At 62.4% G+C, this 15,666-nt stretch carries 11 protein-coding genes and 1 riboswitch; of the genes, 10 read left to right on the top strand and 1 reads right to left on the bottom strand.

The window, feature by feature from the left end:
* Positions 1 to 11 precede the first annotated feature (11 nt).
* Positions 12 to 1,460, bottom strand: coding sequence for an APC family permease (locus tag F0M17_RS12880; protein WP_149597227.1), 1,449 nt, complete (start codon positions 1,458 to 1,460; stop codon positions 12 to 14).
* Between the two features lie 263 nt (positions 1,461 to 1,723).
* On the opposite strand from F0M17_RS12880, the gene F0M17_RS12875 reads away from it, so the two are divergent.
* From F0M17_RS12875 to F0M17_RS12830, 10 genes are all read left to right on the top strand, one after another.
* Entirely contained in the window at positions 1,724 to 2,896 is a 1,173-nt protein-coding gene (locus F0M17_RS12875; protein ID WP_149597226.1) for a serine hydrolase domain-containing protein, read from the top strand.
* 35 nt (positions 2,897 to 2,931) lie between these two features.
* Entirely contained in the window at positions 2,932 to 3,720 is a 789-nt protein-coding gene (locus F0M17_RS12870) for an SGNH/GDSL hydrolase family protein (RefSeq protein ID WP_223308767.1), read from the top strand.
* A 102-nt stretch (positions 3,721 to 3,822) separates the two neighbouring features.
* Positions 3,823 to 3,920: riboswitch (glycine riboswitch) on the top strand.
* A gap of 164 nt (positions 3,921 to 4,084) precedes the next feature.
* Positions 4,085 to 6,931 (top strand): aminomethyl-transferring glycine dehydrogenase, encoded by a 2,847-nt coding sequence (gcvP, locus tag F0M17_RS12865; RefSeq protein ID WP_149597225.1) that lies wholly within the window; start codon positions 4,085 to 4,087, stop codon positions 6,929 to 6,931.
* A gap of 13 nt (positions 6,932 to 6,944) precedes the next feature.
* Complete coding sequence (gcvT, locus tag F0M17_RS12860) at positions 6,945 to 8,072, top strand: glycine cleavage system aminomethyltransferase GcvT (protein ID WP_073707939.1); 1,128 nt, start codon at positions 6,945 to 6,947, stop codon at positions 8,070 to 8,072.
* 60 nt (positions 8,073 to 8,132) lie between these two features.
* Positions 8,133 to 8,513, top strand: a complete 381-nt coding sequence (gene gcvH, locus F0M17_RS12855) for a glycine cleavage system protein GcvH (protein ID WP_038993761.1) — start codon at positions 8,133 to 8,135, stop codon at positions 8,511 to 8,513.
* On the top strand, positions 8,513 to 9,835 hold the full coding sequence (gene glyA / locus F0M17_RS12850; protein ID WP_149597224.1) for a serine hydroxymethyltransferase: 1,323 nt from the start codon (positions 8,513 to 8,515) through the stop codon (positions 9,833 to 9,835). The genes gcvH and glyA overlap by 1 nt, the downstream gene beginning before the upstream one ends.
* A 188-nt stretch (positions 9,836 to 10,023) precedes the next feature.
* Positions 10,024 to 11,433 carry an L-serine ammonia-lyase gene (locus tag F0M17_RS12845; protein ID WP_066141240.1) on the top strand — a complete coding sequence of 470 codons (1,410 nt, stop codon included), beginning with the start codon at positions 10,024 to 10,026 and terminating at the stop codon, positions 11,431 to 11,433.
* Positions 11,434 to 11,850: 417 nt separating this feature from the next.
* Complete coding sequence (mgtE, locus tag F0M17_RS12840; RefSeq protein WP_149597223.1) at positions 11,851 to 13,206, top strand: magnesium transporter; 1,356 nt, start codon at positions 11,851 to 11,853, stop codon at positions 13,204 to 13,206.
* 59 nt (positions 13,207 to 13,265) lie between these two features.
* Positions 13,266 to 14,375, top strand: a complete 1,110-nt coding sequence (locus F0M17_RS12835; RefSeq protein ID WP_073707991.1) for an NADH:flavin oxidoreductase/NADH oxidase — start codon at positions 13,266 to 13,268, stop codon at positions 14,373 to 14,375.
* A 140-nt stretch (positions 14,376 to 14,515) separates the two neighbouring features.
* Positions 14,516 to 15,646 (top strand): hypothetical protein, encoded by a 1,131-nt coding sequence (locus tag F0M17_RS12830; RefSeq protein ID WP_073707992.1) that lies wholly within the window; start codon positions 14,516 to 14,518, stop codon positions 15,644 to 15,646.
* The last annotated feature ends 20 nt before the right edge of the window (positions 15,647 to 15,666 follow it).

Below are 15,666 nucleotides of genomic sequence, written 5' to 3'. Positions count from 1 at the left end.
AGAGCTAGGGATCAGTACTGGCCCGGGCGGGTTTCAATGACGCCCTTCTTGTAATTGATCCGGTTGATCAGCCAGGTGACTGCCCACAGCACGATGCCGATCACCAGCAGCAGGCCGGCAATCTCGTACTGTACCCAGTCCTCGCGGGAACGAGCCCAAGGGCCGGCAAGGAACAGGCAGAAGACCACGCCGAGGATCGGGATGATCGTTGGCGCGCGGAACGCGCCGGGCTCCGGCTTGTCGCGGCGCAGCACCAGCAGGGCGACGTTCACGACGGCGAATACGCACAGCAGCAGCAGTGCGGTGGTGCCGCCCAGCGAGCCGACGATGCTGCTGCCGGTATCCAGGTTCACGTAGGCAACCAGTGCGATGGCCAGCGCGGTGCTGAACAGGATCGCAACCCATGGGGAGCGCCGGGTCGAGTGCACCTTGCCCAGGAACTGCGGAAGCACGCCCTGGCGGGCCATGCCGTAGAGCAGCCGGCTGGCCATCAGCATGTTCATCAGCGCCGTGTTGACCACCGCGAAGACGGTCAGGAACGGGAAGATCGCGTCCACCGGCAGATTCGGCAGGCCAATGCGCACCACATCCAGCAGGATGCCGGCATCCGGGTTCTTCGGATTCAGCAGGTCACCGGTGGGGATCACCATGATGACGGTGACGGCCACCAGCATGTAGATCACGGCGCAGATGCCCAGGCCGATGAGCATGATCTTCGGGAAGTCCTTCTTCGGGTTCTTGGTTTCCTCCACCAGGTTCACCGAGTCCTCGAAGCCCACCATGGCGAAGAATGCAATGGCGGTGCCCATGGTCATGGCGGCGAAGACGCTGCGGTCGGTCGGGGTCTCGAAGACCACCAGGCGGGAGATGTCTCCGTGGCCCGAAGCGATCACGGCGAAGCCGATGCCGATGATCGCGGCCATGATCGCCAGCGACACGACGGTCAGGAAGAGGTTGAACTTCACGCTCTCGCCGACGCCGCGGAAGTTGATGATCGCGAGGATGACGATCACCGCAATAGCCGCCCACATGCCCGCTTCAGGCGTGTTGGGAACGCCCTCGACGAACTGGCCGATGCCAATCAGCAGGTTCCGCCCGACCAGGGTGGCCGAGGTGGCGGCGCTGGTAATGCCGGAGCAGGCAACGGTGAAGGCCACCAGGAAGGTCACGAAGTGGATGCCGAACGCCTTGTGGATGTACAGGGCGGCACCTGCTGCGTGCGGGTACTTGGTGACCAGTTCGAGGTAGCTGAAGGCGGTGAGGGTCGCGATCGCGAAGGCGATCAGGAACGGCAGCCACGCGGCTCCACCCACCTGGCCGGCAACCTTGCCGGTAATGGCGAAAATGCCGGCGCCGATGATATCGCCCATGATGAGGAATAGCAGCAGCTTCGGGCCAATCACCCGGTGGAGTTCTGTTTCTTTGCCGTCGGTAACGGCCGTGTCACTGTTCACAGTCATGCGATCGAGATCATCTCCTTCAAATTTGTAGGCAAACGTTACAACTTTAGGGTCAGCGCATGAAGTGGGCAAACCGGGCTCTGAGCTGGCTCGCAGAATCGCGAGACGAACGGCATTATTACGTCGGCGAGTGGCTTAATCGCTTCAAAGGTGTGAGCTGACCTACCTATATGCTGGGTGGTGGACAGCATGTGGAACCTTCGGGAAATGGGAGCACTGCGGTTAGGGTTGGTTGTTGAGGAACAAGCACTTTAAGGATTTAGATGCAATCGGTGATCACTGAGGATTTCGCGCCCCTGGCCCAGGCTTTGGAAGCGCGTGCCGCTGAGGAAGAAGGCTACTCGGCGCAGCTGGCCGTATACCACCGCGGAGAACTGGTGCTCAGCCACACCGTCGGAGAGCACCTCTCGGGCGACGCGTTGACCTGTGTTTTCTCCTGTACCAAGGGCCTGGGCGCGCTGGTCGTGGCACTGCTCGTGCAAGATGGCCTGATTGATCCGAATGCGCCCATGGCCACCTACTGGCCTGAATTCGGCGAGAACGGGAAATCCAGGCTCACCGTCGGCGAGGTGCTCAGCCACCAGGCCGGCGTGCTGGGCGTTCCCGGGGGCGTGCCCAGCAAGATCCTCCTTGACTCCGCCGAGTACGCCAAGGTGCTCGCTTCCATGCCCAGTGTCTGGCCGCTGGGGCAGAATATCGTCGGCTACCACGCGATCACCATGGGCGTGCTCATGGAAGAACTGGTCCGCCGGGTCACCGGCAAGGAGCTCAAGGAGGTCTTCGAGGGGCGCATCCGCAAGCCGCTGGGCGCCGAGGCCTACATCGGCCAGGACCCAGCGCTGGAATCGCGCTACCGCGATGTGCTGCCAGCAGCCGAAGCTGCCACCGAATTCTTCGACCCGTTTTCCCCGGCCGGACTGGCGGTGAATTCGGCCTCCGGGTTCGCGCTGGAAACTGGCCCGGTCTACAACTGGCACGAACTGGCCAATGCGCCGCAGGTGCGCGAACTGGGCCCGGCATCCATGGGAGCGGTGGCCAACGCCCAGGGCCTGGCCGCCATCTATGCCGCCTCCTTCGGTGCAGTTCCGGCACTGGGAACCACGCGTGGTTTCCTTTCCGCCGACACCTGGTCCCAGGTATCCACCGAACTGGTCTACGGCCATGACCGGACCAATGGACTGCTGCAGGCCTTCGCCCTGGGATTCATGAAGGCCACCGCGCGCAACAATTACGGCTCGATTTTCGCCTACGGCCATGACGGTGCGAACTCCTCGCTGGCCTTCGCCGATCCGGCCCACCAGCTGGGCTTCGGATTCATCCCCTCGCGCAATGAAGGTCTCAAGGAGACCTCCACCGGGGTGAAGCTCAGCCAGCTGGCGCGCCAGCTGATCATGCAGAAGAACATGGCGGCCCAGGCTGCCGGCAACAACGCATAGCCGCCCCACCGGGCAAGGAACGAAGCAGGAGCGAAGTGAAGAAGTTTGTGGCACTGGGTGACTCGTTCACCGAAGGCGTTGGCGACGCGGATCCGGTCCGCCCTAACCAGGTGCGCGGCTGGGCGGACCGGGTGGCCGAGGTGCTCTGCGCCGAAGGGGAATGGGAATACGCCAATCTGGCCGTGCGCGGCAAGAAGATCGGCCAGGTGATCAACCAGCAGCTGGACCAGGCCCTTGCGTTGGCCCCGGATCTGGTCTCCATCTACGCCGGCGGCAACGACATCCTGCGGCCCAAGGCCGACCTGGATGCGCTGATGCGCGGCTATGCCGGCATGGTGCGCCGCTTTTCCGAAGCCGGAAGCACGGTGCTGCTGTTCACCGGTTTCGACACCGTGGACTCGCCGCTGTTCTCCAAGACCCGTCCGCGCACTGCCATCTACAACGAGAAGGTCCGCGAAATCGCGGACGAATACGGTGCGCTGATCGCCGACTACTGGCGATGGCGCGAATTCTCTGACCTGCGCTACTGGGCGCCGGACCGGCTGCACATGAACGAGCTGGGCCACACGCTGATGGCCTCCAAGGTCCTGGACGTGCTCGGCGCCGGGCAGATCACCAAGGAGAACTGGTCTGCGAAGATCCAGCAGCCGTCGCTGCCGGAGCTGGCGGTGAACTCGCGCGGCGAGAAACTGAAGCAGGAATTGGGCTGGGCCAGGGAGCATTTGGCTCCGTGGATCAAGCGACGGCTCACCGGCACCTCGTCGGGAGATTCCTTATCAGCGAAGTATCCCGATTACATCCGTTTAACTGCAGGCGCAAACTGAACGCGTTTATGACTTTTCCTGCCACCGTTCCTGTTTGACGTTGGGGGCGAGGCGGGTAACATGGTGGTGTGCTGCAGGCCTCCGGCCGGCAGCACACGCCATAGACGGATGGCGGGAGAGTCCCGTTCACACCATGGACGGGCGCCGTAGGAGCAATTCCTCCCCAGGAAACTCTCAGGCACCCGTACCGCCATCATGAGGCAACTCTGGAAAGAAACCGGCCCGTTCCGGTTCACCGAAGGTGCAAGTACCCGGCTTGGTTTGCTGGATGCGTAAAACTCTCAGGTTATGCAACAGGGATGGGGAGGTAAAAAGACCTTCCTTTGGCATGCGCCAAGACAGATCCCATGGAGATACCCGCACCATGACCATCACGCAGACTTCGGCACCAGCGAATACTGAATTCGTCTCCCGCCATATCGGCCCGCGTCCTTCCGACGTTGCCACCATGCTTCAGAGCCTGGGCTACGACAGCCTGGAAGCACTGATCGACACCGCCGTTCCGGCAGATATCCGCCAGGACTCCGCACTGGATATCCCTGATGCGCTGAGCGAAACCGAAGCCTTGGCCCACCTGCGTGCGCTTGCCTCGAAGAACGTCATGAAGACCCAGATGATCGGCCAGGGCTTCTACGACACCATCACCCCAGCCGTAATCCGCCGCAACATCGTGGAAAACCCTGCCTGGTACACCGCCTACACCCCGTACCAGCCAGAAATCTCCCAGGGCCGCCTCGAAGCCCTGCTGAACTTCCAGACCATGGTCATGGACCTGACCGGCCTGCCGATCGCCAACGCTTCGCTGCTGGACGAATCCTCGGCCGCCGCCGAAGCAGTGCTGATGATGCGCCGTGCCAACAAGAAGAAGGCCAAGGGCAAGACCGTCCTGGACTCCAACATCTTCCCGCAGACTTTGAAGGTCGTGCAGGGCCGCGCCGACGCGCTGGGCTTCGAGATCGAGGTCGCCGACCTCTCCGCAGGCCTGCCCGAGGGCGACATTTCCGGCATCGTGCTGCAGCAGCCGGGCAATGACGGCTCGATCGCCGACCACGCCTCGATCATCGCCGCCGCCAAGGAAGCCGGCGCCATGGTGACCGTGATCGCCGACCTGCTGTCGCTGACCATGATCACCCCTCCGGGCGAGCAGGGCGCCGACATCGCCGTGGGCAACACCCAGCGCTTCGGCGTGCCGCTGTTCTTCGGCGGACCGCACGCAGCCTACATGGCTGTTGCCGATGGCCTGACCCGCTCGATGCCAGGCCGCCTGGTGGGCGTCTCGGCCGATGACGCTGGCGTTCCCGCCTACCGCCTGGCGCTGCAGACCCGCGAGCAGCACATCCGCCGCGAGAAGGCCACTTCCAACATCTGCACCGCGCAGGCCCTGCTGGCCATCTGCGCATCGATGTACGCCGTCTACCACGGCCCGGCCGGGCTGAAGCAGATCGCAACCCGTGCCAACAACCACGCCCGCGTGATCGCCAGCTCGCTGGTCGCAGGCGGCTTCACCCTGGCCTCGGATACCTTCTTCGACACCGTTGTGGTGAACGTCGAGAACGCCGATGCCATCATTTCCAAGGCCGTCGAGGCAGGCATCAACCTGCGCAAGGTGGGCGAAACCCAGGTGGGCATCTCCACCGACGAAACCACCACCTCCGCAGTGGTCAAGACCCTGCTTGAGGTCTTCGGCGTGCAGCTCTCGGCTCCGGAAGGCTTCGAGCTGCCCGAGGCCATGGTGCGCACCAGCGACTTCATGACCCACCCGATCTTCAACTCGATCTCCTCCGAGACCCAGATGATGCGCTACCTGCGCCGCCTCTCGGATCGCGACCTGGCGCTGGACCGCACCATGATCCCGCTGGGCTCGTGCACCATGAAGCTGAACTCGGCCGCCGAGATGGAATCCATCACCTGGCCTGAATTCGCGTCCATCCACCCCTACGCACCTGCCGCGCAGACCGCCGGCTGGCGCGAGCTGATCACCGACCTGGAAGGCCGCCTGACCGCCATCACCGGCTACGCAGGCGTCTCCATCCAGCCGAACGCCGGCTCGCAGGGCGAGTACGCCGGCCTTCTGGCCATCTCGGACTACCACCGTTCGCGCGGCGAAAGCCAGCGCGACCTGTGCCTGATCCCTGCATCGGCACACGGCACCAATGCCGCTTCGGCGGTGCTGGCAGGCATGCGCGTGGTCGTCGTGAAGACCGCGGCCGATGGCACCATCGACGCCAATGACCTGGATGCCAAGATCGAGGCCAACAAGGGCGTCCTTGCCGCCATCATGATCACCTACCCATCCACGCACGGTGTCTACGACGCCGACGTGCGCGAGGTCTGCGACAAGGTCCACGCCGCCGGCGGCCAGGTGTACATCGACGGCGCGAACATGAACGCCATGGTGGGCCTGGCCCAGCCGGGCAAGTTCGGCGGCGACGTGTCGCACCTGAACCTGCACAAGACCTTCTGCATCCCGCACGGCGGCGGCGGTCCGGGCGTTGGCCCGATCGGCGTGGGCGAGCACCTGCTGCCGTTCCTGCCAGGCGACGCCTCGGGCACCTACTCGGAGCGCGACGGCGTGCCGGTCGTGGCAACCGCCTTCGGCTCGGCCGGCGTGCTGCCGATCTCCTGGGCCTACATCGCGATGATGGGCGGCGACGGACTGACCGAAGCCACCAAGCACGCGATCCTGAACGCGAACTACATCGCCAAGCGCCTGGGCGAGCACTTCCCGATCCTGTTCACCGGCAACCAGGACCTGATCGCCCACGAATGCATCCTGGACCTGCGCGAACTGACCGCCAAGACCGGGGTCACCGCCGAGGACGTGGCCAAGCGCCTGATCGACTTCGGCTTCCACGCGCCAACCCTGTCCTTCCCGGTCGCCGGCACCCTGATGGTGGAGCCGACCGAGTCCGAGGACCTGGCCGAGATCGAGCGCTTCATCGAAGCCATGATCACCATCCGCCAGGAAATGGACGAGGTGCTCTCCGGTGCGTACAGCATCGAGGAATCCCCGCTGCGCAACGCTCCGCACACGGTCTCGGCAGTGGTCAACAGCAACTGGGACCGCAAGTACTCGGTGGAGCAGGCAGCCTTCCCGGTAGCCAGCCTGAAGTTCGACAAGTACTTCCCAACCGTGGGCCGCATCGACGGCGCCGGCGGCGACCGCAACCTGATCTGCTCCTGCCCGGCTCCTGAAGCCTTCGAAGACTAAGGAAGAGTTAGAGATGACTGAGACTACCCAAGCACTCAAGCGCACCGCACTGCACGCCCAGCATGAAGCTTTGGGCGCGAACTTCACCGACTTCGGCGGCTGGGACATGCCGCTGAAGTACGGCTCGGAACTGGCAGAGCACAAGGCCGTGCGCTCCACCGCCGGCCTGTTCGACCTGTCCCACATGGGCGAGGTCTACCTCACCGGACCGGAGGCCGGCGTCGCGCTGAACACCGCGCTGGCAGGCAACCTGAGCATCATGAAGGTCGGCAAGGCGAAGTACTCGCTGATCCTGAACGCCGAGGGCAAGATCATCGACGACCTGATCGTCTACCGCCTGGAAGAGGAGAAGTTCCTCGTCGTGCCGAACGCCGGCAATGCCCCGGTGGTCGCCGCCGAGCTGGCAGCCCGCGCCGCTGATTTCGATGTAGTCGTAGATGACGCATCGGGCCGCCAGTCGCTGATCGCGGTCCAGGGCCCGAACGCCGAGGCGATCGTGAGCAAGCTGGCCGCCGACGAGGCAACCGCCCAGGCCGTCGCAGAGCTGAAGTATTACGCGGCTGTGAAGCTGGTGCTCGGCGGTATCGACGTGCTGCTGGCCCGCACCGGCTACACCGGCGAGGACGGCTTCGAGCTGATCATCGAGAACGAGGATGCGTCAGCCCTCTGGGAGAAGACCGTTGAAGCCGGCAAGGACCACGAGCTGGTTCCTTGCGGCCTGGCCGCCCGCGACTCGCTGCGCCTGGAAGCCGGCATGCCGCTGTACGGCAACGAGCTGTCCCTGGAACGCAACCCGTTCGACGCGGGCTTCGGCCCGGTGGTTTCCTTCAAAAAGGAAGAGAACTTCGTGGGCCGCGAGGCACTTGAAGCGCTGCGCGGCACCACCCCGCCACGCAAGCTCGTGGGCCTCAAGGGCCTGGGCAAGCGCGCCGGCCGCGGAGGCTACTCCATCGTCAAGGACGGCACCGCCATTGGCGAAATCACCTCCGGCCAGCCATCGCCAACGCTGGGCTATCCGGTGGCGCTGGGCTACGTGGATGCCGAATTCAGCGCAACCGGAACCGAGCTGGAGGTCGATCTGCGCGGTAAGACTTTGCCATTTGTCGTAGTCGAACTGCCGTTCTACACCCGAGCCAAGTAACGTTAAACATCAGTAGGGCTAAGCTAAGCGCCCGCTAATTCCCTTGGGAGAGGAAATACCGTGAGTAAAGTTCTTTCGTCATTGCGCTACTCGGCTGAGCACGAGTGGATCGATGCATCGTCCCCAGCAAAGATCGGCATCACCCAGGTTGCCGCTGACGCCCTGGGCGACGTGGTCTACGTCGACCTGCCAGAGGTTGGCGACACCGTGACCGCAGGCGAGACCTGCGGCGAGGTCGAGTCCACCAAGTCGGTCTCCGACCTGTACTCGCCAGTGACCGGCACCATCGTTGAGGTCAACCAGGAAGCCGTGGACAACCCGGCCATCCTGAACGAGGATCCATACGGTGCCGGCTGGCTGTTCACCGTTGAGGTCACCGAAGAAGGACCGCTGCTCTCGGCAGCAGATTACGCAAGCGCGAACGGTGGAAACGTCGAGTAATGAGCAACCAGACTTTTGAAACCGTTGCCTCGAGCTCGCTGACCCAGTCGCTGGCATCGCTGGACCCGGAGGTGGCGCAGCGCATTGACGCTGAGCTGGCTCGCCAGCAGCGCGGCCTGGAAATGATCGCCTCGGAGAACCACACCGCGCAGGCCATCATGCAGGCGCAGGGTTCGGTGCTGACCAACAAGTACGCCGAGGGCTACCCGGGCCGCCGCTACTACGGCGGCTGCGAGGAAGTCGACGTCATCGAGACGTTGGCGATTGAGCGCCTCAAGGAGTTGTTCGGGGCGAAGTTCGCGAACGTGCAGCCGCATTCCGGTGCGCAGGCTAATGCGTCGGTGTACCACGCGCTGGTGCGCCCGGGCGATACCGTCCTCGGGTTGAACCTGAACCACGGTGGGCACTTGACCCACGGGATGAAGCTGAACTTCTCGGGCCGCCTGTTCAACATCGTGCCTTACGGCGTGGATGAGGAAACCTACCAGGTGGACATGGATGAGGTGGAGCGCCTTGCGGTCGAGCACCAGCCGAAGATGATTGTTGCCGGCTGGTCGGCGTACCCTCGCCAGCTGGATTTCAAGCGTTTCCGCGAGATTGCCGACAAGGTTGGCGCGTACCTGTTCGTGGACATGGCGCACTTCGCTGGCTTGGTGGCCGCCGGGCTGCACCCGTCGCCGGTGCCGCATGCCCACGTGGTGACCTCCACGACGCACAAGACGTTGGCTGGTCCGCGTGGCGGCATCATTCTGTCGAATGATGCGGAGATCGCGAAGAAGCTGAATTCGGCGGTGTTCCCTGGCCAGCAGGGTGGTCCGTTGGAGCATGTGATTGCTGGCAAGGCGGTGGCGTTCAAGATTGCTGCGTCGCCGGAGTTCAAGGAGCGCCAGGAGCGTACCTTGGCTGGGTCGAAGATCCTGGCTGAGCGCCTGACCCGGGAAGACGTTGTTGCCAAGGGCATCAGCGTGCTGACCGGTGGCACCGATGTGCATCTGGTGCTGGTGGATCTGCGTGACAGCGAGTTGGACGGCCAGCAGGCTGAAGACCTCTTGGCGCAGGTGGAGATCACGGTGAATCGTAATTCGGTTCCGTTTGATCCGCGTCCGCCGATGGTCACCTCGGGCCTGCGCATTGGTACTCCGGCATTGGCGACCCGTGGCTTCTCCGAGGCTGCGTTCGCTGAGGTTGCGGAGATCATTGCACAGACCCTGATCGCTGGTGCCGACGGCAATACGGCTGCACTGCCAGAGCTGAAGGAACGTGTTCTGGCCTTGGCTGAAGCCCACCCACTGTACCCGGACCTGCCAAAGGTTTCCGAGTAGCAGCAAGCTAGTGAAGATGCGGGCCCGGAAGGTGGAATTAGGCGCTTTTCGGGCCCGCAGTCTCTCACCATCCAAAGTTCCACCAGCCGCCGCGATACCTGCGGCGGCCCGGGGGGAGTTTGGAACCACACTTCATAGTTCCGGAGCCCAAGCTCTCGGATTACCCAAGTTCTAAGGATGTGACCCGCATGGCGGTTAGCGTATTCGATCTTTTCTCGGTTGGCATCGGACCATCTTCCAGCCATACCGTGGGACCAATGCGTGCAGCGCACGCATTCATTGCCCAAGTAATCCGAGAAGGCCAACTGGACGCACTGGAAAATATCCGTGTGGACGTCTATGGATCCCTGGCCGCTACCGGCCGCGGCCACGGTACCTTCACCGCCATCATGCTCGGGCTCGAAGGCTTCGAACCTGAAACGGTGCTGCCAGCACAGGTCGATGAGCGCCTGGCAGACATGGAAGCCACCGGCGTGCTGCGCTTGGCCGAACAGCTGGGCCAGCGCAAGGACCTGGACTACAAGGTCGAGGACATGATCCAGCACCCGCTGACCGTGCTGCCGCGCCACACCAACGGGGTAAAGTTCATTGCCCTGGATGCCGAAGGCAATGAAATCGTCAACGAGACCTTCTTCTCCGTCGGTGGAGGCTTCATCGTGCGCGAAGGCGCCGAAGACCGCATCGAGAAGAACCTCGAGGAGAAGCTGAACAAGCAGCCCTACCCGTTCACGACAGCAGCCGCACTGCTGGAGCATGTGAAGGAAACCGGCCTGTCCATTGCCGAGATCATGATGGCCAACGAGGAAACCTATCGCACCCGCGAGGAAATCCGATCAGGCCTCATCCACATCTACGAAGTGATGGAAGGCTGCAAGGACTCCGCGCTGGAACGCACCGGCGTGCTGCCCGGCGGCCTGAAAGTCCGCCGTCGCGCCCCGGAATGGCATGAACGCCTGCGCAAGGAAGACAAGGACCGCGATCCGGTCTACTGGCAGGAATGGATCAACCTCGTCGCACTGGCAGTCAATGAGGAGAACGCCTCCGGCGGACGGGTTGTCACCGCCCCCACCAACGGCGCCGCCGGCATCATCCCGGCAGTGCTGTTCTACGCCACCCACTACGCGCCAGGCGCGAAGTACTGGAACGAGGACGAAAAGCACGACGCAGTCGTACGCTTCCTGCTCACTGCAGGCGCCGTCGGCGTGCTGTACAAGGAACAGGCATCGATTTCCGGAGCGGAAGTTGGCTGCCAGGGCGAAGTCGGTTCGGCCTCCTCGATGGCCGCCGGTGGCCTGGCCGAAATCCTTGGCGGCACCCCAGCCCAGGTGGAGAACGCCGCGGAAATCGCAATGGAACACAACCTGGGACTGACCTGCGATCCAATCGGCGGCTTGGTCCAGATCCCATGCATCGAACGCAACGCCATTGCCGCTTCGAAGGCAGTGAATGCGGCGAAGATGGCACTGATGGGCGACGGCGAACACCACGTCACCTTGGACGAAGTCATCATCACCATGCGCGAAACCGGCAAGGACATGAGCGACAAGTACAAGGAAACTGCCATGGGCGGCTTGGCCGTGAACGTGGTGGAATGCTGATTTCATAGCACCGCGAGAACCAAGTCCAGGAGGCCTGCACCGCAGGCCTCCTGGACCATTTAAACGTGATATCGATCCCCAAAGCGGGCATTTCCCAGCCATTGCTGATAGAACTTGGTCAAGGCCCGATGCGCGTGAGCGCAAACCGATTTCGAGGAGGTGAGCGTCGTGGACGACAGTTCAAGTCGATCTATGCCCACGAACTCACCTGGGCGCTCATAGCCGAATCTGCCGAATAGGGCTGCATCCTGCCATGGGAGTCCCATGAGTTCGTGACACCTGCACATGTCACCGGCGCAGAAACCTGCACGCAAATACTGACTGATTTATCTCCCTGTATTCACGGGGTGCTCCAGCGGTGAGAATTTGCTGGCAGGCTTGTATTCCTGCGACAAATGAACCATTTGGACGCACATCATGATTTCTCCAGAAAAGGTAGACTTCTCTACTATTTCGCGCTCCTTGAGCTCCCACCTCAACCACGGCGAATTCCAGCAAGCAGCACGGCTGCTGGGGGAGCTGCATACCGCTGAGGCTATCGAGCACCTTGAAGCGCTGGATGCCACCGAAGCAGCCTTGGCCTACCGCCTGCTCGACAAGCAGGCCGCCGTGCTTCTCTTCAAGGACCTCGACGCTGAGGTGCAAGCCGAACTGATTCGGGCGCTGCAGTCAGAAGCAGTGGTCGATGCCTTCTCCCAGCTCTCCGCCGCACAACGGGCAGCACTGCTCGATGAGTTGCCAGCCATCGTGGCAACGAAACTGCTGGCAGGTACATCGAAGGCCAAACGCCAAGACATCGGAGCCCTGCTGGGCTATCCCGAAGCAAGCGCCGGCAGGGCGATGTCCCCGGACTTCATCGCCACCCATCCGCAGCTAACCGTGGCAGAATCCCTGGCACGCATCAGCAAGCGTTTCGCGCATTGCAAGGACGCGCAGCACATCTTGGTGATCGATGATGAACGCAGGCTGCTTGGCACCATCACGCTCAGCGAGCTGCTCGCCGAACCGGGCACGATGACGGTCGCAGAATTGTGCACCCCTGGCCCCAGCGTCCAAGCCTGCGAGCCGGAGGAAAGCGCAGCACGATTGGCCGTGGGGCGGAAGGCAATGGTGCTCCCGGTACTTGATCAAGAAGACCGCCTGCTGGGCGTGCTGACCTTGCCCATGGCGCTCGGGATCCTGGAGGATGCCGAGGAGCGACGCACTGCGTACGATCCCGGGGCGGAACCGCTCGTCCGCCCGTACCTGGGTACGCCGCTGCGCCACCTGGTGAAGGCGCGGATCATCTGGTTGCTGGTCCTTGCGATTGGTGCCACCTTGACCGTCAAGGTCCTCGCCAGTTTCGAGCAGACGCTTGAATCGATGGTGGTGCTCAGCTTGTTCATCCCGCTGATTGTGGGCATTGGCGGGAATACCGGAAACCAGGCGGCGACTACCGTTACGCGTGCGCTGGCGATGGGGGAGGTGCGGGGCCGCGACTTTTGGCGGGTGCTGATGCGTGAGGTGCGTATCGGGGCGATCTTGGGATTGGGCCTTGGCCTTGTCGCCCTGTTCTTGGCCGGGCTCATTTTCGAACCCAGCATCGGATTGGTGATTGGCACCAGCCTCGTGGCGCTATGCAGCATTGCGGCCGCTGTTGGCGGGGTGATGCCGATCATCGGAAAATTCTTCAAGGTCGACCCTGCGGTATTCTCCAATCCCTTTATTTCAACGTTCGTGGATGCCGCTGGGCTGATTGTCTACCTCTCTGTGGCGGTACTGATTCTCGGCTAGTTTGACCTGGCACTGGGGGTGCGCGGAATAAATTCGCGCACGCCAGCGTCGTAGCTGGTATGCCTCAAAGCAAGCTATTTACTGAAATTACCGTTCCAACCCGCAGCGGCGAAGGCCTGAAGCTGCGCAATCGCGTGGTCCTCCCGCCGATGTGCCAATACTCCGTGGAAAAACACGACGGCGTTCCAACGACCTGGCATCTGGCTCATCTGGGATCCATGGCGCATGGCGGATACTCCCTGGTTATCGCCGAAGCAACAGCGGTGGCAGCTGAAGGCAGGATCTCGGACCGCGACACCGGTTTGTGGAATGACGAGCAGACTGAGGCCTGGAAGCCGATTACAAAGTACATCCGCTCACATGGTGCAGCCGCTGGAGTGCAGCTTGCGCATGCTGGCGCGAAAGCCTCGACCTATGGTTGGCTCAAGGAGTTCGAAGAGGCCGGAAAAATTGGCAGCATCAGCGATGAAGAAGGCGGCTGGGAAACCTTCACTTCCACTCCAAGCGAGCTCTATGGACTGAAGCCGGCTACCGAGATGACCGTTGAGCAGATCCAGGACTCGGTGCAGAATTGGGCTGACGCGGCCAAGCGCGCAGACGAGGCAGGATTCGACCTGATCCAGATCCATGCGGCCCACGGCTACCTGGTGCACCAGTTCCTCTCGCCGCTGTCCAACAAGCGCACGGATGAATACGGCGGCAGCTTCGAGAACCGCACGCGGTACCTGCGTGAAATCATCAAGGCGGTGGCAGCCGTGTGGCCGGAAAACAAGGTCTTGGGCATCCGCTTCTCGGGAGAGGATTGGGTAGACGACGGATGGGGTATCGCTGACACGATTCGAATCGCCAAGGAGCTCTACGGCTACGGTGTTCGCCATTTCGATCTGTCCAGCGCCGGCATCGGCAAGTTCAAGGGTCCCTCTGGTCCCGGATACCAGGTGCCGTTGGCCCAAGCAGTGAAAGACTCACTGCCGCAGGACGCCTTCGTCACCGCGGTGGGCGTGATCACCGAGCCGGTGCAAGCAGAGCACATCGTCGTGACCGGGCAAGCCGACGGCGTGAGCATCGGACGCGCCGCTCTGGGCGACCCGCAGTGGGCCAACCGTGCGGCGAAAGAACTCGGAGCGCCGATGGCATTCCCTGCCCAATATTGGCGCGGCCACTGGTAAACACTTGCTGTCATGCTGATTTCATCCAAACAACGACATAGTTTCTGGTTACCTCTTCCAGCCACTGAATAGTGATGTTAGGTTAGTGCCACGGATCTAGTCGCACCGCGGCCAAGGCTCGCGTGCGGAAGGGAGTCAGCATGGCACTACGCGCGGATTCTAACGGAATCGACGCTTCGCTTTATCGGAGAAACGGCTCGTGGAGCACCGCCCTCGTGGACGCATCGTTGGGAACCACTGCGGCCCAAGAAGCCGCAGATCGGCTTCCGGACGACGTAGCCAAGCTGCTCAAGAGCCAGCAGGCACAGCCGGACGATGTCCAAGCACTGATCGGCGCACTGGAACCAGCCGAGGGCTTGCGAGCACCCGTAGCAAGATTCGTCGCCGTTCATGACGGCGAAGTCGTGCTCAACGAAATCATCCCAGGACTCAAGGTCCAAACTCCATCGGTGGATGTGGGTCCATTCCCGAACTTCACAGCGCTGGCTCGCGCGCGTGGCGGATCGTTCTCCTACCTCGTAGCCGAAGTCAGCAAGGACGGAGGTGAAGTGCACCTCTATAACACGGCGTCCCCTGAACGCCTCGGCAGCCGTGGCATAGTCGGATTGCCCGAGGAAATCCACCATGCGCGCAAGGTGCCCGGCGAATATGACCAGCCGAAAGCCCAGGCGGCCGCCGATGAGATGGTACGTCGAAATGCTGATGAGGTCGCCGGCCTGATCAGCGAGATGTCCGCCGAGAACTACGTTCGTCTGGTCATTCTTTCCGGCGATATCAAGGCTCGTGAAATAGTGCTCGGGGCACTTCCGGTGGCACTGAAGGAATACGTAGAAGTCATCGACTCGCATACGCGTACCGGAGGTGCGGACGCCAAGCAGGTCGATGCCCAGATCACCAAGCTGGTGGAGGAGGTCAAAGCCAAGGATCTGGCTGAATTGGAGTCGAAGGTTGCCGCCCAGTCCGGCAACGGCCGAGCGCAACTGGCTGTCGGATTGAATGAAGTCGTCACTGCACTCCAATCGGCGCAAGCCGAAATGGTGCTGGTTGGCCAATATCAAAGCGAGCATACCCTGCGCGCCTTGAGCGCAGAACCGTGGATTGCCCATCAAGATGGGGATGACCATGCAGAGTTGGTGGTCGGCGAGTGGCCAGCGCCGGAAGTGCTATTGCGCGCAACCGCGCTGACGGACGCCAGCATCCGATACGTACCGGAATCGATGATTCCTGACGGAGCAGGAATCGCGGCCTTGCTGCGCTGGGCCAAGTCCTGAAGAAGCGCACTAAATGAAAT

The organism is Glutamicibacter sp. ZJUTW (assembly GCF_008370855.1).
GTDB lineage: Bacteria > Actinomycetota > Actinomycetes > Actinomycetales > Micrococcaceae > Glutamicibacter > Glutamicibacter nicotianae.
Note: the sequence above shows the minus strand (reverse complement) of the source record. Positions and strands in the feature narration are given on the sequence as shown.

What these genes read in the sequence shown, in the direction of transcription:
- F0M17_RS12880 (WP_149597227.1), bottom strand. Translation starts at nt 1,460, where the DNA reads ATGACTGTGAACAGTGACACGGCCGTTACCGACGGCAAAGAAACAGAA.
- F0M17_RS12875 (WP_149597226.1), top strand. Translation starts at nt 1,724, where the DNA reads ATGCAATCGGTGATCACTGAGGATTTCGCGCCCCTGGCCCAGGCTTTG.
- gcvP (WP_149597225.1), top strand. Translation starts at nt 4,085, where the DNA reads ATGACCATCACGCAGACTTCGGCACCAGCGAATACTGAATTCGTCTCC.
- gcvT (WP_073707939.1), top strand. Translation starts at nt 6,945, where the DNA reads ATGACTGAGACTACCCAAGCACTCAAGCGCACCGCACTGCACGCCCAG.
- glyA (WP_149597224.1), top strand. Translation starts at nt 8,513, where the DNA reads ATGAGCAACCAGACTTTTGAAACCGTTGCCTCGAGCTCGCTGACCCAG.
- F0M17_RS12845 (WP_066141240.1), top strand. Translation starts at nt 10,024, where the DNA reads ATGGCGGTTAGCGTATTCGATCTTTTCTCGGTTGGCATCGGACCATCT.
- mgtE (WP_149597223.1), top strand. Translation starts at nt 11,851, where the DNA reads ATGATTTCTCCAGAAAAGGTAGACTTCTCTACTATTTCGCGCTCCTTG.
- F0M17_RS12835 (WP_073707991.1), top strand. Translation starts at nt 13,266, where the DNA reads ATGCCTCAAAGCAAGCTATTTACTGAAATTACCGTTCCAACCCGCAGC.
- F0M17_RS12830 (WP_073707992.1), top strand. Translation starts at nt 14,516, where the DNA reads ATGGCACTACGCGCGGATTCTAACGGAATCGACGCTTCGCTTTATCGG.